Genomic DNA, 22,194 nt, shown 5'->3' on the forward strand with positions numbered 1-22,194 from the left:
AAATACACCCCTTAATTTAGAATAATTTAGAATTTTAACAAAAAGCTGCCTCAGCTGTTAAAGCGCCTTCAAGCATTTCTAAAAATGAACCACAAAGTATTCCTTTAGCACCACATGTCGTGATGTAAATCACACAGAAGCTACTTTGCTTCTTTTCTTTAAGTGATTTTTGAACAATCACATATTGCTTTTTTGCAACAACTTGTTTTGCTTTTGATAAAACATTAGATTTTGCCATTGCCCCACAAGACAATAAAATAGTACAAACAACGCTTAAAATCAACTTCTTTTTCATACTTTCATTAAGTCTTAATTGTGAAAAGATTAAGACTCACAAACCCCATCAGGTCTTCAAACTGCGGTGGGGTTTACTTATTTCAAAGGTATGAAGTTTTATTTCAATTTGTCAATCAGTACACATACTGAAATTTTCTAAGTACAACTACAGAAATTTCAACGTATATACTTTATTTTATTATTTCCTTCAAATATTTCGCAATATCAACAAGCCTATATTTGTGAGATAATTGTAGTTTTTTACGAATAGAAAGCCTGTGAGATTCTACCGTTCTCAGAGATATAAAGGCTAATGCTCCAATTTCTTTTATAGTATTCCCCTCAGCGATTAATTGTAAAATTTTCTTTTCAGTCTCACTCAGAGTGAAATAGCTCTTTAAGGCAATTTCCAAATTCTCAGTTGGTAAGTCTTCAATATTTTGTTTACTCAAGTTTGCATAGAAAAAAGCCTTTTGGGTTGCTTTTTCAAAACGAACTAATGACACAGGTTTATGAAGATAATCCGTTACACAATGTGCTAAGGCTTCGATAATTTTGTCTGTATAACCCGAAACAAAAATAACCTGAGTCGAAACGGAGTTACAAATACCTTCATAAAGCCCAATCCCCGACAACCGAGGCATGCTGATATCCGTAATCAATAAATCCGTGGGCGTTTTTAGAAGGTAGGTTAATGCTTCCATTGGTTTATCAAAAGTAGCTTTAAGCACTAAGTAGGGAATTTGATTTACGTAGGTAGCTAATAAATCTAAATTGGTTATTTCATCATCCACGAGTACACAGGTGAGCGTTTTAGGGGGCATTATCTTTTGGTTTAATAGTGTATTTTAAAGTTTAATAGCGATTTTACTTTATAATATTATCCATAAATAAAGTCAATTCCAAGTATAACTATATAATTTTAAGATAATAGCAGAAAATGGCGAATAGAACAGTAAATTATTGATAATCAGATATTTACATCTTAATAAAATCAGTAATAGGCAAATTTTAAAGCTAAATTCTATGAAATATAACATTTCAACTAATTCTACCGTTTATGAAAATGTAATAGCGTATTTATCCAATAATTACGTAATTGCAACATAACTCAACTTAAATCTACCTTTCACCATGAATCTAATTCGCTTAAATCTCTTGGCAATTGCCCTTTTGGCCTTTTCCACAACTTTTGCTCAAAAATCTTATGAATGGAAAACTGCCACGTCGGGCGGATATACCTATAAGTATGTGAGCAACGACCCTATGAAAGCTCGTTTTTATACCCTCGCCAATGGCTTGACGGTGATTCTGAGCGAAAATCATAAAGAACCAAGAATTGCTGCCTTAATTCCAACTCGGGCGGGTTCAAATACTGACCCTCGCACCAATACTGGACTTGCTCATTATCTGGAACACATGCTTTTTAAAGGCACTGATAAATTCGGTTCACTGGACTGGTCTAAAGAAAAACCTCTGCTCGACCAAGTAAATGCCCTTTACGAAAAATACAACAAAACCACTGATTCGGCTCAACGCAAGACGATTTACAAAGAAATTGACGCAAAATCTGGGGAAGCGGCCAAGTTTGCCATTGCCAACGAATACGACAAAATGATGGCTTCGATGGGCGGACAAGGCACAAATGCTTTTACGTCTTACGAACAAACCGTTTATACCGAAGATATTCCTGCCAATGCCATCGACCGTTTCTTAAAATTACAGGCTGAACGTTTCCGTAGCCCTGTTTTACGTATTTTTCATACGGAATTAGAAGCAGTTTACGAAGAAAAAAATCGTGGTTTGGATAATGATGGACGTAAGGTTTATGAAAGCCGAAATGCGGCGCTTTTTCCAACGCATAATTACGGACAACAAACGACTATTGGTACGATTGAACATTTAAAGAACCCTTCATTGGTTGAAATTCGTAACTATTTCAATAAATATTACGTACCCAACAACATGGCAATTATCATGGCGGGCGATTTTAATTCGGATAATTTGATTAAGAAAATCGAGGCTTCATTTAAATATATGACCACGAAACCAGTACCTGAATACAAACCTGCTCCAGAAGTACCTTTAACGGGCGTAATTACTCGTGAAGTTTTTGGACCAACACCCGATAATATCTCTATTGCGTGGCGTTGGAATGGTGCGATGGATGCGAGAGAAAAAATTGTGGGTACGATTGTGGATGAATTAATGTCGAACTCGAAAGCGGGTTTAATTGACCTTAATTTGGTGAAAGCTCAAAAAGTACTTCGGGCAGGTTCAAATCCTGAATGGAACAAGGATTACAGTATTTGGTCAATGACGGGAACACCCAAAAAAGACCAAAGTCTTGATGATGTTAAAAACCTATTAATGGGCGAGTTAGATAAATTAAAGTCGGGAAATTTTGACGAAACGATTATCAAAGCAATTGCCGCAAACTATAAATTAACGGCTATTCAAGGATTAGAAAATAATACTTCTCGGGCGTATGGATTATTGGAAAGTTTCATTACTTCGAAAGCAACCAATTGGAATGATGAGGCTTCTATTAACGATGCTTTGAGCAAAGTTACGAAGCAAGAAGTGATGGCTTTTGCCAAAAAATACTGTGGAGATGGTTATGTGGTTGTGTATAAAAGAAAAGGCCCAGACCCAAGTATTTTGAAAGTTGATAAACCGACAATTACACCCGTAGAAGTAAATCGTGAAGCACAATCCGCATTTTTGAAGGATGTTAATACAACGCCAATGGCAAATATTGAACCCAAATGGTTGGATTTCTCAAAGGATTTGAAGAAAGGAAAAATCGGTAATTTGGATGCACTCTATGTTCAAAATACGGATAATGATTTATTCAGAATGGCTTACCGTTTTGATATGGGTTCTTGGAATAGCAAAATCCTTCCAATTGCGCTTCAATACCTTCAATTTGTGGGAACCGACAAAATGAATGCTGAGCAAATTAGTACGGAATTCTATCGTTTGGCGAGTAATTTCAACCAATCTTATACTGACCATCACATCACATTAGGATTGTCAGGATTGAATGAAAATTTTGCAAAAACGGTTGCGCTTTTTGAAGATTTATTGACAAAATGTAAAAAAGATGATGCTGCTCTTGAATTATTGAAAGGACGTATTTTGAAACAAAGAAATGATGCAAAATTAAATAAAGCGGCCATTTTGCAAGGTTTGTCGGCTTATGCTGCTTTCGGGCCGAAAAACCCACGAAATACGTTGCAATTTACCGATGCTGAACTTAAAGCTTTGACAGCAGATGAATTGATTTCATTTCTTCAAAATTTAGTTTCGTACAAACATATCATTTCTTACTACGGCCCACAAACAATGGAGAATTTGGCAAAAATTGTCGGAGATATTCATAAAACGCCCACAAATTCTAATTCAGATTTGCCGCTTGTTGCAAACTTTGAGACTAAAACTCCTACGAAACCAGAAGTTTTATTTACGGATTACGACATGGTACAAGCGGAAGTAAACTGGGTTCGTCCAACGATTCAGTTCAATAATGCAGAAACGCCCATCGTGGAATTGTACAATAACTATTTTGGGGGTGGAATGTCATCAATTGTATTCCAAACCATTCGTGAATCAAAAGCTTTGGCGTATTCAACGTATGCGTATTATATGACGCCAAACTTGAAAAATGAGACTTACCGAATGATTGCCTACGTGGGAACTCAAGCCGATAAAATCCATGAATCAATTGCGGGGATGAATGAATTATTGAATACTTTTCCAGTATCTGAGAAGAATCTTGAAACGGCCAAAGCGAGTATGAAAAAGAATTATCAAACCGAAAGAATCACGCAAGATAATATCATTAATACGTATTTAGCCAATCAAGATAAAGGCATTTCAACCGATGAACGTCAAGTAATTTATCAAGCACTCGATAAAATGTCAACGGACGATTTAAAGAAATTTCAGGATACACAATTAGCCAATAAACCTTACAGTTTGTGCATTGTGGCTTCGGAGAAAAAGGTAAATTTAGAAGACCTTAAAAAATACGGAGAGGTTAAGAAATTGAGTTTGGAGGAGGTATTTGGGTATTAGTTATTATGTTATTGGTTTTGAAGGAAGGCTTAGCTATGAGCGAAGCCTTCCTTTTTTTGTGATTGAGTTTAGACTAAAACCATACCTTTTATAAAGTTTTATCGGGAACTCAAATTCTATACTTCGCTACTTTGTGTATTTTAAGGAGTTATTTCCAGATAATAAGTCTTCTTTCGGAAATAACTATTCATTTTTGGGTTTTATTTCCAAATGAAAATATTATTCCAACAAATTATCATTGAACAAAATCAATAAAGCTATCGTTAGGTATCTAATATTAACAAGAAAAAACAGTAAAAATATAATATGAACATTGCCATTATTGCCACATCCCCAAGAAAAAACAGCAATTCATTACGCTTTTCAAATTATCTCCAAAAATTAGCACAAACTTCTGGTTATGAATATGTTACGGTGGTGGATTTTCATCACTTCGATATTCCATCGGTTGGTCGTGGAACGATAAACAAAGAAGCTTTAACTGATTTTCAACGTGAATTACTTTCCGCTTGGACAGCAGCAGATTTAGTATTTTTCATCACGCCAGAATATAATTTTACCGTAAATGGAGACTTGCTAAATGCTCTCCATCAATTAGGTTCAAAGGATTTTGCACACCTTTTTCACGATAAAGTATTCGCTTTGGCGGGGGTTTCAGCTGGAAGAGGTGGAAAAACACCGTGTTTAGAATTGACAACGGTGATTAATAAAATCATCAATTTTAGCCATCAATATTCGGTAGTTTCTCCACGCATATTTGAGTCGCACGAAACGCACAAAAATTTGGATGACAATGCAGATTCGACAGGAAATAAAATCTACGAAGATGGTGTGAAAGCCTTTTTGGATTATTCTTTAGATGTTACTAAGCGTTGGGTAAAATAGTTATTAGTTACTGGTTATTAGTTATTAGGTCATTTACCCAATAATTGATAACCAGTAACTAATAACCAATCAACTATATCTATCATTTCGCCAAGGATAAGCCGTATTTGAGTAGCCTCTTTCTTCCCAAAATCCCAACTTATTTTTGGGCATAAATTCAATTCTCTTAATCCATTTTGAGCCTTTCCAAGCGTATAATTGTGGGGTAATCATCCGTAAAGGGCCACCATGTTCAACTGCCAATGGCTGACCATCAACGGTATGTCCTAACAAAACATCGGGTTTCAGTGCTTCTTCCAACGAAACATTTGTCGTGTACGTATCATATCCGTAACACATAATGTGCGTAGCCGTTTCTTTGGGTTGCACTAATGCCGCCAAATCAATCAGTCTGACACCTTTCCAAATCATATCCAATTTAGACCAAGTGGTGACGCAATGAAAATCAGAAGTATCTTCCGTTTGAGGCAATGCCATAAATTCGTCCCACGTCAGCATGACTGGATTTTCAACTTCTCCATCAATAATCAAACGCCATTTATCCAAAGGAATTTTAGGTTGATAACCCAAATCAAGCACGGGCCATTTTGTTGTAAGTGTCTGACCAACAGGCGTATTTGGCATTCCGTGACGATTAATAACACCTTTACCTTGCGGTTTTTCATCCGCCATTGAAGGCGTAGATTTCATCTTTTCTTCAAACCGATTTTTCAATTTCATCCGTGCTTCGATGATGCGGTCGAGTTTATTATTTTCTGTTTCTTCGTTTTCCATAATTGTATGATTTATACTTTTTTAACAAAAAATTGCCTTAACAAGTTTGTCAGTTTGACCCACCTCTTTTTCTAACGAATTGATTTGCCTTTCATAAATACTTTTAACCTGCAAATCGCCAAAACCATAAATTCCTGCCCTTTCCGAAAACTCCCGAAAAACTTCTTGAAATTCAATTGACTTAGATTTTAGGATATCTTTTACCAATTGTTCTGGTTTGCCGAGCGAATTATTTTTCGGGAAACGGTCTATTTGTGCCTGACAAACTTCTTCTAAATATTCAAAACAGTTCGAAGATATTTTGGATATTTCTTTTAATTGCTCGAAGTCATTTTTCTGATAAGCTTTCCACAAATGAATTCCTAAATCAATATCTTTTTGCTGAAATTGAATTTTTGAAGAATAGGCTTTTTTGAGTTTTGCAGAAGTAGCATTACCAAAGCCTTTCCAAATATCTCCATTTTCTGAAATCGAAAAAACCCTAAACACCTTCAAATTGGCTTTTTGGGGCAGTATTGATAACACAAACCACATATTTACTTGACAAAACAAATCATTTTCAAACCAAAGACAAACCTCTGAATTTTCGGGTAAATTAGACAGTTTTTCAAATTCTTTAACCGTTCTTTCAACATAATCTTCAATAGTAGCATCGTAGGATTCCACGATAAATTTTGCCCTTATTTTCCAAAAATCATTCAAATTATTTGAGTCTACATTACCATCAATCAGGCATTCTCTACAAATGATAAAATCTGGATTGGTAGTAGTTTGCCTTAATTGTTCAGCCAAACAATCACCGTTTAAAACATGATAAATTGCCATTTTTATGGATTTTATTTATTAAAAAATTCGCCAAAATGCCAGAGAATTCCAGAAGGGTCGTGCAAAAAACATTCTTTTCCCCAATCATTCGTTTTGATGGGAACCAGTCTTACGCCTTCGTATTTTGAAGGTAAATTTAAAGCCAAAAGTTCTTGGTAATACCTTTCAACGCTATCTACTTCCATAAAAATCATGGAATTATCAATCCAATCTTTTATGTAGTAGTCTTGCAGATAAAATCCAATTGCTTCCGTTTTGAAATAAGAGAAATTAGGTTCTAAAACGACTTCTTGGAATCCTAAATCTTGGTAAAAATTACGGGATAATTCAAACTCTTTGGCTCCGATAAATGGTCTGATTGATAGGGCTTTATGTTTCATTATTTTGTTAATTAAGGATCAAAAATAGGTTTTATTTTTTATAAAAAACTAAGAGGTACAAAAAAAGAGACAAAGCAAAAGCCTTGTCTCCAACATTTAATCAAACCTTATTATACCACTAAATAAGACCGTTTTTGGCTAAAGCCTCGCAAATTTGAACGGCATTTGTAGCCGCTCCTTTACGCAAATTATCAGCGACAATCCACATATTTACGGTATTTGGTTGCGTTAAATCACGACGAATACGTCCGACAAAAACCTCATCCTTTCCATGTGCATTGATTGGCATTGGATAGATAGCATTTTTAGGGTCATCTTGCAAGATTATCCCTTCTTCTGCTGCTAAAATGCTCTTCATTTCTTCTACGTCAAAATCATTTTCAAACTCAATATTTACCGACTCTGAGTGTCCACCAATGGTTGGAATTCTAACCGTTGTGGCTGTTACTTGAATCGAATCATCCATCATGATTTTCTTGGTTTCGTTCACCATTTTCATTTCTTCTTTGGTGTAACCATTATCTAAAAATACATCAATGTGAGGCAAAACGTTCAAGTCAATCTTGTGTGGATATACCGCAGGAACGTCTGTACGACCTTCACGCTCGGCAAAAAGTTGGTCAACTGCCGCTTTCCCCGTTCCCGTAACCGATTGGTACGTAGAAACAACCACACGTTTTACTTTATATTTTTTATGCAAAGGATTCAAAACCACCACCATCTGAATGGTTGAACAATTAGGATTAGCAATAATTTTATCCTCGGCGGTTAACGTATGCGCATTGATTTCTGGAACGACCAATTTCTTAGTTTCGTCCATTCTCCAAGCCGATGAATTATCAACAACTGTGATACCCGCTGCCGCAAATTTTGGGGCTAATTCCAATGATGTTCCACCGCCTGCCGAGAAAATCGCCACGTCTGGTTTCATCGTTATAGCATCATCAAAACCTACAACGGTATACTGTTTGCCCTTAAACTCAACCTGTTTACCCACTGAACGCTCAGAGGCAACTGGTATAAGTTCTGTTACGGGGAAATTACGTTCCGCCAATACTTTAAGGATTTCACTACCGACCAAACCTGTGGCTCCGACTACTGCTACTTTCATTTTAACTGATTGATTATTAATTGATTATATAAAAATTATTCAAAAACTATGCGAAATTTCTACGCCTAAAATCGCCTGATTGTCAAAAGATTTATCAAAAACCAAGCCGATTTTATTTTCAGAAACCACTTCATTATACCTTCTTATGGCCTTCCCTAAATGCACATTTGACTTAATATTCAAATACCCCGAAATCAAAACTGTACTGCCAAAAATTCCCCAATACGTGCCACTCGATACTTTTTCACGGTTAAAAATGGTATAAAGTGAAAATCCCGTCGAAATTAAACTCACAATTTGAACCGCTTTTCGTTGCTTTTTAAAGGTCAAATATTCAAAATTTACTTCTGTATCTCGTAGCTGTAACAAAGGTATCTGTAAACCCAAAGGGTTTTCAATCGTTTGTCGGTCGTAGATAAATTTTGTACCCCAAATATTTTGTTTCACTTCTATTGGAAACAAAACTTTTCTATCAATCTGAGCGAATGATTTGGAATAAAAACCAATTAAAAAAATGAATAATATCCTGATTTTCACGATACTTAGATTACTGAAAAAGTCCGCAAAATTAGCCTATAAAATTGGAAGAGAAAAGGTTTTTTAAGTTATGAATTATGAGCTATGAGTTATGAAATATCTAAGTATTTGATTTTTAGGCATTTAAATTATATTGAAATCTGTAAATTTTATTCGGGGTAATGCAAAAATCCATTTTTATGTCAAATTCATTGGTATCTTCAATCAATTCAATGGCTTCTTCTGAACACACCCCAATTTTCAATATTTCTGGTTTGCATTCTTGCAGAAAACGGTCATAAAAGCCTTTTCCATAACCCACTCGATTGCCATTTTTATCAAAAATTAACAATGGAATTATCACTAAATCTATTTGTTCTGGCAAAATTTTGACTTGATTTTTACCCGAAGATTCTAAAATTCCCCAAGAGTTTTTAACTAATTTTTTTTCATCAAAATGGTAATTTTCTAAGGTAGAATTTTTCGAAATAATTTTTGGAATGATAATATTTATTTTGGGTAAATTTTCTTGTATATATTTGATAATCAGCCAAGTGTTAATTTCGTTGTGTTTAAGGATTGGCAAGAAAACATGAAGGTTTTTTACTTTTGAAAGGTCAAAATTGTCAAAAAATAAATCCTTAATTTGTTGACTTTTGATAGTAATTTCTTCGGAAGAAATTGCCTTACGTTTGGAGAGGTAATGTTTGCGGAGTTGAGATTTTTTCATGAATATTTAATTTAGCAATTTCTCAAAATCCCAATCGGAAAGAAGTTCCTTGTTTTTCAACGGAATTTACGGTCATTGTACCTTTGTGCAAAGCCATAATTTGCTTCGATAAACTTAAACCAATTCCTGAACCGTTGGGCTTGGAGGTAAAAAAAGGTACGAAAATTTTATCCATCAATTCATCTGACATTCCCACACCATTATCTCGAACTTCAATGATGGTTTGTTGTTGATTATTTTGAAATACTGAAAGTGTAATTTTAGGATTTTCCTGATTCTTCACCGCATCTATTGCGTTGATTATCAAGTTAATAAGTACTTGTTCAATCAAAACCATATCGCCTTCAATCATCAATTCAAAGTCTTTAATGATGACATCAAATTCAATATTTTGCTGCTCAATTTGGTTTTCTAATAGTATTTCAACGCCTTCAAATAAATCCCGAATATAGAATTTCGAGAACGATGTCATGGAAACTTTGGCTAATTGTCGATAAGTATCCGCAAATTTCAAGAGGTTTTCACTGCGTTTACGAATCGTGGAAATACCCAAAGAAATATCATCAAATTCATCGTCATTTTCTTTTTCTCCGTTCTTAATTTTTCCTCCAATCTCCCTTCCTCCATTCCTCCGTTCAATTCCTTTCCTCCGTGCGATAGCACTCTCCATCGTCTCCGCCAAAGAGGCAATTGGGGCAACTGAGTTCATGATTTCGTGCGTCATTACCCGCAAAAGTTTCTGATAGGCTTGCGCTTCGGTGTCTTCAATCGCTTCATTTACGTTCTGAAAAGCAATTAAATTTGTCTCAATATCTTCGTTTAAAAAAGTAGTCTTGGCTAATAAAACCTGTTTATGATTAATCTTCACTAACTGACTATCTCCATTTTCAAGACTCATTATGGCTTGATATACAGACATATCCCTTTTTTCGAGTGAAGAAATATTTCTCAAATATGGCACATTCATCATCCGTTTGAAAGCCTCATTTATCCAGCCAACGTTTCCTTCTTGGTCGTAGGAAAGAATGCCAGTATCAACCAATTCTAAGATTTTTTGGAGATATTGATATTGTTCCTCCCGTTCAGAAGAAAGCTGTTTGAAAGTGGCATTAATTTGGTTGAAAGCCCTGCGAAGTTGTCTCACGGAAACGGGGGCATTTTTTTCGGTAAATTGTAAGGAAAAGTCTCGATATTGAACGGCTTCGATAAATTGAGAAAGTTCGGTATTGGTTTTATTGATAAACTGAATGAAGTTGAGTATCTGAAAAACAATCATTAAACCCACAAAAATCAACAAAGTGTAGCGATTACTGACAATACAAAAAGCCGCCGCCGTGATGCTGGCAAGCAACAAAATGACCCGAATGGTCAGACTGATTTCGTAGCGTATTTTCAATAAAATCATGATTTTGGTAAACGGTTTTTAATTTTTTGCATGACTTCTTTGTAGGGTTTAACACGATTAGCCTTAACATCCGCTAATCCTCGGTCAATGGATTTTTTATCTTCCTCTGATAAATCATCCCAAAAATCTTTGCTTTTATTCATTGTAAAAAATAGAATATGAGTTGATGAGTGTTTACGAGTGATGTTACTGTAGCTCAAATATCATACTTTCCCAACCTGCGATAAAGCGCCGTTCGAGTCAATCCTAACTCACGGGCGGCTTTTGTAATGTTTCCATCATGGCGTTCAATGGCTTTCAAAATGGTAGATTTTTCTATTTCATCAATCCGTAAAGTTGTATTTTCTTGCGGCATCGTCACGGGCGTTTCGATGGATGAATTTAAGTCCAAATCTCTCGCCGTAATCACCTGATTGTCAGCCATAATAACTGCTCTTTCGATGCTGTGTTGGAGTTCTCTAATATTGCCAGGGAAAGCATATTGACGAAGTTTTACTTTCGCTTTTTCGTCAATTTCAACTAAATTTTTATGGTATTTTTCGCCGTAACTTTTCATAAAATATTCCGCCAAAAGCACTACATCATTTCCCCGCATACGCAAAGGCGGGAGCGTGATTTCGATGGTATTCAAACGGTAAATTAAGTCTTTACGATACTGATTTTGCGAAGCCATTTCTTTGATGGGTGCGTTGGTTGCCGAGATAAGGCGAATATCAATCGAAATGGGAGCATTTGTGCCTAATCTGGTCACTTCTCGATTCTGCAAAACGGTCAATAGTTTGGCTTGTTGTGGAAGTGAAATATTCCCAATTTCATCCAAAAAAAGCGTTCCTTCATTGGCAGACTCAAAGCGTCCTGCACGATCTTCACGAGCATCGGTAAATGCTCCTTTTTTATGTCCGAAGAGTTCAGATTCAAATAAACTTTCAGTCAAAGAGCCTAAATCAGCGGATACAAAGGGTTTTTGATGACGTAATGATTTTTGATGAATCAGTTTAGCCACTTCGGTTTTACCCGTTCCGTTTTCTCCTAAAATCAGAATATTAGCATCGGTAGGCGCAATTTTTTCAATTTTATACAGCACATCTTGCATCGCTTCGGAGTTCCCCAGAAGTGAGCTTTGAACTTTGAATGATGAACTTTTTGAATCCTTTTTACTCATAGCTGACTGCTCACAGCTCACAGCTATTGTTTCCAAAAGCCTCTCATTTCGCCAAGGTTTCAACACAAAATCATTTGCTCCTTCCTTTACCGAACGCACTGCCAAATCAATATCTCCGTACGCTGTAATCATAATCACGGCAACATTTTTGTTGATTTCCCTGATTTTACGAAGCCAAAAAATACCCTCATTTCCTGTATTTAAAGAACTTTTATAATTCATATCCAACAAAATCAAATCAAATTGATTTTGGGCTAAAAGCGATAAAATTTTCTCAGGATTTTTCTCAGTAACGATTTCTTTCACCTCTGGTCGAAGGAGCATTTTTACCGCCACCAATACGTCTTGGTCATCATCAACGGCTAATATTTTGGCATTTTTTAGAAGCATTTTCAAAGGTTAGTAGGAATGTAATTTCAAATATAACAAAGATGCAGTTGGAAGCCTAAAAGTTGCATGGATTCTACGACAGCAAAGCCAAAACATCATCTTTCGATAACGATTTCACAAAGCTTTCTTCCGTCGTAATTAACTCATTGGCAAGGCGTTTTTTACTTTGTTGCAAGGCCAAAATCTTTTCTTCAACTGTATTTTTGGTAATAAATTTGTACGTAAAAACAGTGTTAACTTGCCCAATTCTATGCGCTCTGTCAACCGCTTGGGCTTCAATGGCGGGATTCCACCAAGGATCCAAGATAAAGACGTAATCGGCCGCTGTGAGGTTTAGTCCCAATCCACCAGCCTTCAATGAAATCAAGAAAATTTGGATGTTTGGATTATTTTGGAATAATTCTACCTGTGCCTGACGGTCGCTGGTACTGCCATCCAAATACGCATACGAGCGAGATTGTTTGTCTAAATGTTCTCTAAAAAGACTGAGGTGCTTTACAAATTGACTGAAAATCAACACTTTATGTCCTTCTTCTAAAATGGTATCTAATTTCTGAATAACATCATCTAATTTTCCAGAATCTCCTTCATATTCTTGGTCGGTGAGTCGGGGATGATTGGCTAATTGTCGCAATTTCGTCAAACCCTGCAAAACCATCATTTGCGATTTGGAAATTCCCTCTTTTTCGATGTGATTCAGAATCATATTTCGGTAATACGCCTTCGCTTCTTCATACTCAACTTCCTGTAATTCAGTCATTTGAGCGTAATGAATGGCCTCAATTTTTGGCGGCAATTCGGTGGCAACCTGCGACTTATGCCGCCTAAGCATGAATGGTTTTATGATAGAATAAAGCCTTTTCAGCTTCATTCCATCCGCCTTTTTTTCAATCGGAATTTGAAACTCATTTCTGAAAGAATGTTGACTTCCCAAAATGCCAGGATTAATAAACGTCATTTGCGACCATAAATCCATCGTGCTGTTTTCCAAAGGAGTTCCCGTAAGCACCAAACGATGCCGAGAATTCAGTTGCATTACGGCATTGGTGATGTTGGAAGATGGATTTTTTATTGCTTGAGATTCATCCAAAATCACGTAATTGAAACGATGATTTTTCAGTAAATCAATATCAATCCGAACGATGCCATACGAAGTCAAAACAACATCGTAATGATTAAATTGTTCGGTATTTTTATCTCGATTTGTGCCTGTGTAAGTAAGAATTTTGAGGTTTGGGGTAAATTTTTGAGCCTCTTTTTCCCAATTATAAATCAGTGAAGTTGGCATAATCAATAGGCTGGGAGAAAGCACTTTTTGCTCTTTTTGCGAAGCCAATAAGGTGAGCGTTTGCACTGTTTTTCCAAGTCCCATATCATCGGCAAGGCAACCCCCAAAATTGTATTCATTCAAGAAACGCATCCAGTCATAACCCGCCTTTTGGTAAGGTCTTAATTTACCTTTGAAACCTTTGGGAATATTGTACGTTTGAATTTCCTCAAAATCACGTAGTTTCTCTAATTTTCTACTCAAAACTGCCGTTGCTAAGGAATCACTTTGCAAATCTTGAACCAAAGAAACATGATACTTTTTTAGGATAAATTGCTCATTATCAATATCTTGTTCAATAAAATTAAAGAGTTCTGAATATTGAGAAAACCAAATTTCGGGAATGACGGCAATTTCGCCGTTATCCAATAAAAATTCTCTTTTGCCTTGTAAAATCAAGTTTCTAATCTTCAAAAATGGAATTTCATATTCGCCAAAAAGCACTTTTGCGTGAATATCAAACCAATCATTTCCTTCCACAATATTCACCTCAATGGTGGAATATCCCAAGAAATATTTTTTGCCATTATTAGTGGTATTTTGCAATACTTTAAAACCTGCTTCTGATAAATTTTCGTAGTTTTTTTGTAACCACATAAAGGCTTCTGGTTTAGATAAAATCGATTTTCCCTGCTTCAATTTTAGGCCTAATTCATTCAAAGTCAACAATTTCTCTTTTTCTTGTTTTAAATCTCTACGGACTTTGTGAAAGACATATTCATCGCCCGATTTTTCCATGCTTACGTTGGCAGAAGCTGAAAAATCATCAAATGGAAAGGCATATTTCCCGTATTGAAAAGAAAGACTTAAGGTTAATTCTGCATCGTCTTTTTCTTTGCTATTATTTTTGTCTGGCGAATCAAAAAGCGTTGTTTGTATGGCTTTTTGCTCAGAAAAATTGAGGATTGGTACGCACGAAAATGTCTCTGAACGAATCTCGAAACCTTTGGCGTAAACATCAAACATGGTAATAATGGATGTTACGAATTTACGGTAGTAATCCTCCTCAATTTTCTTGGGAATAACGATAAATTTTTTATGAAGAAACGGGCGTAACTTCTTGCCATCCACATCTTTGGCGAAGTGATATAATTTATTGTCGAGAATCATCCAAGCAGGTTCATCACAGACAATAAAAGCATTTTTATACTGAAAATCTACCTTTTCACCTTCGTATCGTATTCTTGGAAAATAATGAGTGTTTTCTTCATTTCGCATAAAATGAAAAAGCACCGTTGCTTTCTCTGGCAGAACATCAATTTTTTGCCAAATCGGGCTACCATCACCACCCATAATGTATAATTGCTTACCCAAAAGCATTGGCAACATTTCAGCTTTTATTTTATCAACATAATTCGTAATGAGTTCCTGAGTGGCTTTTTCGCCTTTTTGGGGATCGTAAACTTTCAAGAAAAAATCAGTAAAAGTACGCTTTTTTGTACCGACAAATTTCTTATAAATATGCTCTTGTTGGATGGAATCAATCAGTTTTACAAGGTACAAATCGCTTTCGTCGAGTCCGTGTTTAAATTCCTTTATATTTTTAACCGATACGTTTTGATTAAGTAAAGTGAGTTCATTTTTAGCATCTAATTGCACGACAAAAGCCTCAAAAAGATAGCCTAAATACTCATGATTTAGGATTGAGTAGATAATTTGGAAAGGTTCGGAAGTATAAACTTTCATCGGTATTATTTCGTAAGATGTGGTTTGGTTTGTGATTGAAGGGAAGGCAACCCACTACAATTGCGTTTTTTTCAATTTAATCAATCTCAAATCTAAAAAAATAAAACGATAATGGCAAGAGTGGTGGCATGTAGATTAGACTTGTTGTTCGCCTAAATGCCGTTGACAACGAAAATTTATAAAAAATACGCATTATTACTCGAATGTAATGAAAGATTCAATATTCTGTAAAATCAGTAAATAGAATCTTATTCCAATCACTCTTTAACCTTAATTTTCCGTTAATTTTGATGCTTCCGAAATCAATACCGATGAATTGGCTCGTTCAAAACAATACGGTCAGGCGGTTACAAAAGCCGTTTTTTATTTTTCGTTAACGGATGCGGTGGGAAGCAAAGGATATTTTTGAACAATCAACCCACTGATTATGTAACGCCAACGGAGGCTGGAAAATGGCAACCCTCTTTTCCAGATTATGGCAAGCCATTATTGCCATATTGGGGAAAATCAAGGAGTTTTGCCATTACTGAGTCTAAAAACTATCTCCTCCTCCTATTACATATAGTACCAGCCCATCTTCTGCATTTTTCTTTCAGGGTATTGAAGTTCCCCAATCAACGACGCCCTTGACTTATGATCAAAAATGGATTGGCGAATTTTGGAATGATGATATTTATAAATTAACCTTTGAACCAGCGACTCGTTAGATTGCCATTTCTCAACAAGTAATCAGAAAGGAAAAAATTCGTTGGAAAAAGCCATTTATACGTACGCAAAAGTGACAATGGGTTTGAGCGATACGGGTTTAGCTTGCTGGAATTCAAAATATATTTATAATGTTGAACGTCCCGTTACTTATATCCGTAGAGAAATAAATTCAGCTTGGGTAAATCCATAGGTAAAAGTGAAGGGTTTAACACCTTCTTTTCCAGCTTATCCATCGGGTCATTCAACCTTCGTGGCCGTGGCAACGGAAGTATTGAATGATATTTACGGAAAAACGTACGCTATGACCGATAAATATCACGAAGGAAGACCGGAATTTAACGAACACTCCGTAGCTTCAAAAGTTTTGATGCGATGGCAGAAGAAAATGCTTATTCACGCATTCCTCTGGGTGTTCATTATCGAATGGATTACTCTGAAGGCTTGCGATTGGGTTATCAAACTGGTAAAGCCGTTAATCGTTTAGCTTGGGAAAAGTAGATTTTCTGGTATTTGATGGTAAAAGCAGTATTGACATCTTGAGATTTAAGATGTTAAAAAAGCCGTTTAGATTGCTCTAAACGGCTTTTTTGTGTTATATAATTGACGATAAATTACTCAATTCGTTTCAATTTTACATTTTCCATCGGGCGAATAACCAACGGAACTTTCTCAACTTTCACGGCTGAAGTATCAAGCCCAAACCATTTATCTTCCGACGGTGTAAAGTCTTTAATGAAGAAGTAGGCTTTCATGATTGTTCCTTCAAAAATTGACAATTTATTATCGAAAGAAAGAAAACGCTCTAAAACCACAAAACGGAAATCACCGATTACATTTTGTTTATTTAATGATTCATAACGAGAAGTGATATCTACTTCGCCTTTTTGAACCATATCTTCTACTACTTTTCGGAAATATAGATTTATCTTTTGATCAACTTTGAAACCCAATTTAAAATTTACCTTAATCACATCGTCGGGTTCAATCACGCTCACTTTATATTCCATCGCATAAGGATCATCCATGGTATCGACGTGGACAAACCAATAAATATCCGCTCGTTTTGGACGTTTTTGGAAAATTGAATAGATAATTTTATTTTCTATTTCACTCAAACGTGCCGCATTAGACATAAAAACTAAGTGCGTTGCATATTTTGGAATACTCATATCCTGACTCAATTCTTTTAAAGGCTCGATATAATCCGCCAATTTCACGTATTCAGTCAAACGCATTTTAATGATATTGGCTCTGTACCATATCACCATCAAACCAATAATCACAAAAGCAATAAATAGAGATACATAACCACCATGCACAAATTTACGAAGATTTGCCACTAAAAATGCGCCTTCAATGCCAACGTAAACAATGATAAAAGCGATTACCCACCACATATCAATCTTTTTAATGTGAAGATAATAAGCAAATAATGAAGTAGTCATCAACATCGTGAGCGTAATTGCTAAACCATACGCCGCTTCCATATTGGCGGATTCTCTAAACCACAAAACAATGCCGATACACCCCAACCAAAGAAAAATATTCATACTCGGAACATACAATTGTCCCTTTTGGTCGGATGGATAATGCAAACGTACTTTTGGCCAAAAATTCAAACGAATAGCTTCTGAAACTAAGGTGAACGAACCCGAAATCAAAGCCTGACTGGCAATTACTGCGGCTGCCGTAGCAATGACAATTCCATAAATCAGGAACCATTCTGGCATCAATTCAAAGATAGGTTTACGTCCGTTCAAAAGTTCGCCATTATGAGATAATAACCATGCCCCTTGTCCAAAATATTGAAGTAACAAACAGATTTTCACGAATATCCAACTGATTCTGATGTTTCCACGACCACAATGTCCTAAATCTGAATAAAGCGCTTCCGCCCCCGTTGTACATAAGAAAACGGCTCCCAAAATCCAGAAACCTTCATCACCACCGTGTGGATTTACCAGTAATTCGTATCCATAATAAGGAGAGACAGCCTTTAGAATCGTCCAATCCTGTGAAATCCAGATGGTTCCTAAAATCGCCAACATCCCAAACCAAATAAGCATTACAGGCCCAAAAGCACGTCCAACCACTTTTGTTCCAAACATTTGGAATAAAAATAATCCAGTAATAATCGCAATTACAATGGGAACAGTTTGAAGGTCTGGGTATAGTTTCAGTAATCCTTCCACTGCGGAGGCAACTGAAATGGGTGGCGTGATTACACCATCGGCTAAAAGGGTTGCCGCTCCAATAATCGCTGGAATGGTAAGCCATTTTGCGTGCCTACGTACCAGCGCAAAAAGGGCTAAAATACCTCCTTCACCACGGTTATCGGCTCGAAGAATCAAGATAACATATTTGAGTGTTGTTTGGAGAGTGAGCGTCCAGAAGATACAAGATAAACCTCCCAAAACTGTGCGTTCATCAATAGGCTCTTTGTCGATGATTGACTGCATAACGTACAACGGAGAAGTTCCGATGTCGCCATAAATAATTCCCATCGCTACCAGCAGACCCGCTGCGGTGGCTTTGTCCATGCTTTTGTGTTCCATAAAAGGACTCGAAGTGTAATGTCAAGAGTAGTTAATAAAATTCCTTGAAATATTACAATTATTTAGGGTTAATAAATTTTTATCTGACAATATTACGATTTCTTTACTATCAAAAGCAAATATAATATTTCTAATGATTTATTTGGGGTAAAAAATCATCTATCAACCTCTCCCATTACCAAATCCATCGACCCAATAATCGCTACTAAATCCGCCAACATGGCTCCACGGCTGATTTCTGGAATAATCGACAAATTATGCAATGAACACGCACGAGCTTTTAAGCGTACAGGAATATCTGAACGCCCATCCGTGCGAAAAAAGAAACCTAATTCCCCTTTTGGATTTTCGGCACGAGCGTAAAAATCCATGGCTTGCGGACGAATTTTCTTCGGAACTAAGGCTTGCGGGTCAAAATTAGTGGTACGTTTATGATCATTTTTTAGTTGAATAAGACATTGCTCAATAATTTTAATGGATTCATCGCATTCTTGCACCCGCACATAATTTCTATCCCAACAATCGCCCACCGTTCCCATTTCACCTTTCCCAACAGGAATATCAAAATCCATTTCTGGATAAACCGAATAACCATCCACTTTCCGAAGGTCAAGTTTCAACCCCGAACCTCTCAAAACGGGACCCGTACAACCGTAATTTATCGCTAAATCCATCGGTAAAACGCCCACATTTGCCGTGCGTTGCACAAAGATTTTATTCTCAATGATCAACTCACGCAATTCTATCATTTTGGGCTTTAGGTAATTGATAAATTCCGTACAACGTTCTTCAAAACCTACGGGCAAATCATAAAATAAACCACCCACCCAAATATAATTATAGAGCATTCTCGCTCCACAAACCCACTCCAAAAGTCGTTGAATATGTTCACGGTCACGCATAATCCACAAAAATGCCGTATATGCCCCAATATCAAGTCCATACGTGCCAATTGCCACAAAATGCGAAGCCAAGCGGTTCATTTCTGCCACTAAAACACGGATATATTCAATCCGTTTGGGAAGTTTTCCCGTCAAATCCAACATTTTTTCCACGCCCATTACGTAAGCGTGTTCCGAGTTCATTGATGCCAAATAGTCCATTCTATCCACGTACGGAATGATTTGGTTGAATGGCAAAGATTCAGCGTGTTTCTCGAAACAACGATGAAGATACCCCAAATGTGGGATAACATCCACGACCAATTCACCGTCAGAAATTACTTCCATCCGTAAAACTCCGTGCGTAGAAGGGTGCTGTGGTCCCAAAGACAAAATCATTTCCTCCGACCGCAAGTTTTCCAAAACGTACTTGTTTGGGTCAGAAAGTTTGAAATTTTCGGGTTTATATTGATATTGGATTTTGTTCATGTTGTAAAATTACGGATTTTCATAACCTTGCCTTACCTTTGCACCATGAATTATTTATCAGCAGAGAACATCTCTAAGAATTATAACGAGCGTTGGTTATTTAAAGGAATCAACTTTGGTATCCTCAAAGGCGATAAGGTTGCCTTGGTCGGGCAAAATGGTACGGGCAAAACTACTTTGATGAACATTTTGGCGGGTATTATTCCTGCCGATGAAGGAACGGTTTCTATCCGCAAAGGAATTTCGGTGGGCTATCTTTTTCAAAGTCCTTCTTTTGATGAGAATTTGACGGTAATGGATACGCTTTTTATGGGCGAATCTCCTGCAAATCAAGCTATTAAGCTTTACGAAAAGTCGCAATTGCATCCTGAAGACATGGATTTATTGTCGAACGCCCTCGAATTGATGGACAAATATCAGGCTTGGGATTATGAAAGTCGGGTGAAACAAATTCTTGGAAAATTAGGCATTCATGACATCGAACGTAAGGTTTCTGAACTTTCGGGCGGGCAACGTAAGCGTGTAGCGATGGCGAAAGTTTTGATTGAAGAACCCGATTTTATGATTTTTGATGAGCCTACCAACCATCTTGATTTAGAAACAATTGAATGGCTCGAACAAACACTTTCTGCCCAAAATATCACGGTGCTTTTAGTAACCCACGATAGATACTTTTTGGATAGAGTTTGTAATAATATTGTTGAATTAGAGAACGGAAATATCCATACTTACAAAGGAAATTACGGGTACTTTTTGGAGAAAAAAGCCGAACGTGAAGCCTCCGAAGCTTCCAGTATCGACAAAGCAAAAAATACGCTCCGTACTGAATTAGAATGGATGCGGAGACAACCAAAAGCCCGTGGAACGAAGGCTCAGTACCGTATTGATGCTTTTCACGAATTGAAAGACAAGGCTTCACAGACCAAAGACGAATCGAAAGTGTTGTTGAATGTCAAGATGAGTCGTCAAGGAAGTAAGATTTTAGAAATTGATGATTTGAGTAAATCTTTTGGAAATCAGAAGATTGTTGATCATTTTTCTTACGTATTTCAAAGAGGCGACCGAATTGGGATTATTGGTAAAAACGGTATTGGGAAATCCACCTTTTTGAACATGATTACCCAAAATCTAAAACCAGATTCGGGTAAAATCACTTCGGGCGAAACCGTTGTTTATGGATATTACACGCAGGGCGATTTGGAGTTCAATCTAACCGACCGAGTAATTGACGTGATCAAAGAAATTGCCGAAGTTGTAACCGTTGGAACGGGCGAAACTATCTCGGCAAGTGCGTTTTTGACCCACTTTAAATTCGACCCAAAAGTACAATACGGGATGGTCGAAAAGTTATCAGGTGGAGAAAAAAGACGTTTACAATTGATGAAAGTCTTAATCCAAAATCCCAATTTTTTGATTCTCGATGAACCTACCAATGATCTTGATATTCAGACCCTTAACATCTTGGAAGACTTCTTGATGGCATTCGGTGGCTGTATTATTTTGGTATCTCACGATCGTTATTTCATGGATAAATTGGTAGAACACCTTTTTGTTTTTGAAGGCGATGGCGTTATTCGTGATTTCCCAGGAAACTATACCGATTATCGAGAATGGGTTGATTCGCCAGAAGCAGCAGCGGATAATAGACAGATAGCAGAAGAAAGCAAAAAATCGGGAGGAAATAATCTTTCTACAACGGTTGAAAAGCCTCAGACAATTAAAAAGAAATTATCTTTCAAGGAGCAAAAAGAATACGACGATTTAGGAAAAGCGATTGAGCATTTGGAAGCTAAAAAAGAAGCATTAACCGAGCAATTAAATGGCGGTGGCTCGTATGAAGATTTGGCAAATTGGGCAAAAGAAATCGAAAAACTTACCAATGAATTAGACGAAAAAGAATTGCGTTGGTTAGAAATTTCGGAGAATATGTAGATTCAAAATAGACCACGGACTGTACAGATGTCACTGATTTACACAGATTTTTTAACTTTTATCCGTGCAAATCAGTCTAATC

The 22,194-nt window shown here is 36.6% G+C and carries 20 protein-coding genes; 6 read left to right on the forward strand and 14 right to left on the reverse strand.

All coding sequences use genetic code 11. The features are described from left to right. Positions 1–34: 34 nt before the first annotated feature. On the reverse strand, positions 35–295 hold the full coding sequence (locus AC1W31_RS01825) for a hypothetical protein (RefSeq protein WP_481732688.1): 261 nt from the start codon (positions 293–295) through the stop codon (positions 35–37). Between the two features lie 172 nt (positions 296–467). Continuing rightward, on the reverse strand, positions 468–1,100 hold the full coding sequence (locus AC1W31_RS01830; protein ID WP_481732689.1) for a response regulator: 633 nt from the start codon (positions 1,098–1,100) through the stop codon (positions 468–470). A 310-nt stretch (positions 1,101–1,410) separates the two neighbouring features. Here AC1W31_RS01830 and AC1W31_RS01835 point away from each other — a divergent pair, with 310 nt between their 5' ends. Both AC1W31_RS01835 and AC1W31_RS01840 read left to right on the forward strand, forming a co-directional pair. Beyond that, positions 1,411–4,356 carry a M16 family metallopeptidase gene (locus tag AC1W31_RS01835; protein WP_481732690.1) on the forward strand — a complete coding sequence of 982 codons (2,946 nt, stop codon included), beginning with the start codon at positions 1,411–1,413 and terminating at the stop codon, positions 4,354–4,356. Between the two features lie 306 nt (positions 4,357–4,662). Continuing rightward, complete coding sequence (locus AC1W31_RS01840) at positions 4,663–5,241, forward strand: NAD(P)H-dependent oxidoreductase (RefSeq protein WP_481732691.1); 579 nt, start codon at positions 4,663–4,665, stop codon at positions 5,239–5,241. 69 nt (positions 5,242–5,310) lie between these two features. On the opposite strand, the gene AC1W31_RS01845 is transcribed toward AC1W31_RS01840, so the two are convergent. The 10 genes from AC1W31_RS01845 to AC1W31_RS01890 all read right to left on the reverse strand — a co-directional run bounded on the left by AC1W31_RS01845 (position 5,311) and on the right by AC1W31_RS01890 (position 15,547). Continuing rightward, complete coding sequence (locus tag AC1W31_RS01845; RefSeq protein WP_481732692.1) at positions 5,311–6,015, reverse strand: sulfite oxidase-like oxidoreductase; 705 nt, start codon at positions 6,013–6,015, stop codon at positions 5,311–5,313. A 21-nt stretch (positions 6,016–6,036) separates the two neighbouring features. Further along, positions 6,037–6,840 (reverse strand): DUF1835 domain-containing protein, encoded by an 804-nt coding sequence (locus tag AC1W31_RS01850; RefSeq protein ID WP_481732693.1) that lies wholly within the window; start codon positions 6,838–6,840, stop codon positions 6,037–6,039. 11 nt (positions 6,841–6,851) lie between these two features. Continuing rightward, a complete protein-coding gene (locus tag AC1W31_RS01855) occupies positions 6,852–7,220 on the reverse strand; it encodes a VOC family protein (protein ID WP_481732694.1) in 369 nt (122 codons plus the stop codon). A gap of 118 nt (positions 7,221–7,338) precedes the next feature. Next, positions 7,339–8,331, reverse strand: a complete 993-nt coding sequence (locus AC1W31_RS01860; protein ID WP_481732695.1) for an aspartate-semialdehyde dehydrogenase — start codon at positions 8,329–8,331, stop codon at positions 7,339–7,341. A gap of 39 nt (positions 8,332–8,370) precedes the next feature. Further along, positions 8,371–8,778 (reverse strand): hypothetical protein, encoded by a 408-nt coding sequence (locus tag AC1W31_RS01865; RefSeq protein WP_481732696.1) that lies wholly within the window; start codon positions 8,776–8,778, stop codon positions 8,371–8,373. Positions 8,779–8,983: 205 nt separating this feature from the next. Next, positions 8,984–9,577 (reverse strand): 5-formyltetrahydrofolate cyclo-ligase, encoded by a 594-nt coding sequence (locus AC1W31_RS01870; RefSeq protein ID WP_481732697.1) that lies wholly within the window; start codon positions 9,575–9,577, stop codon positions 8,984–8,986. 22 nt (positions 9,578–9,599) lie between these two features. Continuing rightward, on the reverse strand, positions 9,600–10,982 hold the full coding sequence (locus AC1W31_RS01875) for a sensor histidine kinase (protein WP_481732698.1): 1,383 nt from the start codon (positions 10,980–10,982) through the stop codon (positions 9,600–9,602). Next, the gene (locus AC1W31_RS01880; RefSeq protein ID WP_481732699.1) at positions 10,979–11,125 is read right to left on the reverse strand and encodes a hypothetical protein; all 147 of its coding nucleotides are present in this window, start codon (positions 11,123–11,125) and stop codon (positions 10,979–10,981) included. Before AC1W31_RS01880 ends, AC1W31_RS01875 begins: the two co-directional genes overlap by 4 nt. Positions 11,126–11,178: 53 nt before the next feature. Next, entirely contained in the window at positions 11,179–12,534 is a 1,356-nt protein-coding gene (locus AC1W31_RS01885; RefSeq protein ID WP_481732700.1) for a sigma-54-dependent transcriptional regulator, read from the reverse strand. Positions 12,535–12,607: 73 nt separating this feature from the next. Then, positions 12,608–15,547 carry a DEAD/DEAH box helicase gene (locus AC1W31_RS01890; RefSeq protein WP_481732701.1) on the reverse strand — a complete coding sequence of 980 codons (2,940 nt, stop codon included), beginning with the start codon at positions 15,545–15,547 and terminating at the stop codon, positions 12,608–12,610. 405 nt (positions 15,548–15,952) lie between these two features. Between AC1W31_RS01890 and AC1W31_RS01895 the strand changes: the two genes are divergently transcribed. From AC1W31_RS01895 to AC1W31_RS01905, 3 genes are all read left to right on the forward strand, one after another. Continuing rightward, positions 15,953–16,177 (forward strand): hypothetical protein, encoded by a 225-nt coding sequence (locus AC1W31_RS01895; RefSeq protein ID WP_481732702.1) that lies wholly within the window; start codon positions 15,953–15,955, stop codon positions 16,175–16,177. Between the two features lie 118 nt (positions 16,178–16,295). Beyond that, positions 16,296–16,445, forward strand: a complete 150-nt coding sequence (locus tag AC1W31_RS01900) for a hypothetical protein (RefSeq protein ID WP_481732703.1) — start codon at positions 16,296–16,298, stop codon at positions 16,443–16,445. A 6-nt stretch (positions 16,446–16,451) separates the two neighbouring features. Continuing rightward, the gene (locus AC1W31_RS01905; protein WP_481732704.1) at positions 16,452–16,739 is read left to right on the forward strand and encodes a hypothetical protein; all 288 of its coding nucleotides are present in this window, start codon (positions 16,452–16,454) and stop codon (positions 16,737–16,739) included. Positions 16,740–16,866: 127 nt separating this feature from the next. Here AC1W31_RS01905 and AC1W31_RS01910 read toward each other — a convergent pair whose 3' ends face one another. Together AC1W31_RS01910 and AC1W31_RS01915 are read right to left on the reverse strand one after the other, a co-directional pair. After that, entirely contained in the window at positions 16,867–18,810 is a 1,944-nt protein-coding gene (locus AC1W31_RS01910; protein WP_481732705.1) for a KUP/HAK/KT family potassium transporter, read from the reverse strand. 155 nt (positions 18,811–18,965) lie between these two features. Further along, the gene (locus tag AC1W31_RS01915) at positions 18,966–20,180 is read right to left on the reverse strand and encodes an NADH-quinone oxidoreductase subunit D (RefSeq protein ID WP_481732706.1); all 1,215 of its coding nucleotides are present in this window, start codon (positions 20,178–20,180) and stop codon (positions 18,966–18,968) included. Between the two features lie 45 nt (positions 20,181–20,225). On the opposite strand from AC1W31_RS01915, the gene AC1W31_RS01920 reads away from it, so the two are divergent. Continuing rightward, entirely contained in the window at positions 20,226–22,112 is a 1,887-nt protein-coding gene (locus tag AC1W31_RS01920) for an ABC-F family ATP-binding cassette domain-containing protein (protein WP_481732707.1), read from the forward strand. Positions 22,113–22,194: the final 82 nt, after the last annotated feature.

This window comes from Arcicella sp. (assembly GCF_964672035.1).

Bases quoted from the DNA above. Each gene is read 5' to 3' on its own strand.
- AC1W31_RS01915 (WP_481732706.1), bottom strand. From the start codon at position 20,180: ATGAACAAAATCCAATATCAATATAAACCCGAAAATTTCAAACTTTCT.
- AC1W31_RS01890 (WP_481732701.1), bottom strand. From the start codon at position 15,547: ATGAAAGTTTATACTTCCGAACCTTTCCAAATTATCTACTCAATCCTA.
- AC1W31_RS01825 (WP_481732688.1), bottom strand. From the start codon at position 295: ATGAAAAAGAAGTTGATTTTAAGCGTTGTTTGTACTATTTTATTGTCT.
- AC1W31_RS01910 (WP_481732705.1), bottom strand. From the start codon at position 18,810: ATGGAACACAAAAGCATGGACAAAGCCACCGCAGCGGGTCTGCTGGTA.
- AC1W31_RS01850 (WP_481732693.1), bottom strand. From the start codon at position 6,840: ATGGCAATTTATCATGTTTTAAACGGTGATTGTTTGGCTGAACAATTA.
- AC1W31_RS01880 (WP_481732699.1), bottom strand. From the start codon at position 11,125: ATGAATAAAAGCAAAGATTTTTGGGATGATTTATCAGAGGAAGATAAA.
- AC1W31_RS01875 (WP_481732698.1), bottom strand. From the start codon at position 10,982: ATGATTTTATTGAAAATACGCTACGAAATCAGTCTGACCATTCGGGTC.
- AC1W31_RS01860 (WP_481732695.1), bottom strand. From the start codon at position 8,331: ATGAAAGTAGCAGTAGTCGGAGCCACAGGTTTGGTCGGTAGTGAAATC.
- AC1W31_RS01855 (WP_481732694.1), bottom strand. From the start codon at position 7,220: ATGAAACATAAAGCCCTATCAATCAGACCATTTATCGGAGCCAAAGAG.
- AC1W31_RS01830 (WP_481732689.1), bottom strand. From the start codon at position 1,100: ATGCCCCCTAAAACGCTCACCTGTGTACTCGTGGATGATGAAATAACC.
- AC1W31_RS01845 (WP_481732692.1), bottom strand. From the start codon at position 6,015: ATGGAAAACGAAGAAACAGAAAATAATAAACTCGACCGCATCATCGAA.
- AC1W31_RS01920 (WP_481732707.1), top strand. From the start codon at position 20,226: ATGAATTATTTATCAGCAGAGAACATCTCTAAGAATTATAACGAGCGT.
- AC1W31_RS01835 (WP_481732690.1), top strand. From the start codon at position 1,411: ATGAATCTAATTCGCTTAAATCTCTTGGCAATTGCCCTTTTGGCCTTT.
- AC1W31_RS01885 (WP_481732700.1), bottom strand. From the start codon at position 12,534: ATGCTTCTAAAAAATGCCAAAATATTAGCCGTTGATGATGACCAAGAC.
- AC1W31_RS01870 (WP_481732697.1), bottom strand. From the start codon at position 9,577: ATGAAAAAATCTCAACTCCGCAAACATTACCTCTCCAAACGTAAGGCA.
- AC1W31_RS01840 (WP_481732691.1), top strand. From the start codon at position 4,663: ATGAACATTGCCATTATTGCCACATCCCCAAGAAAAAACAGCAATTCA.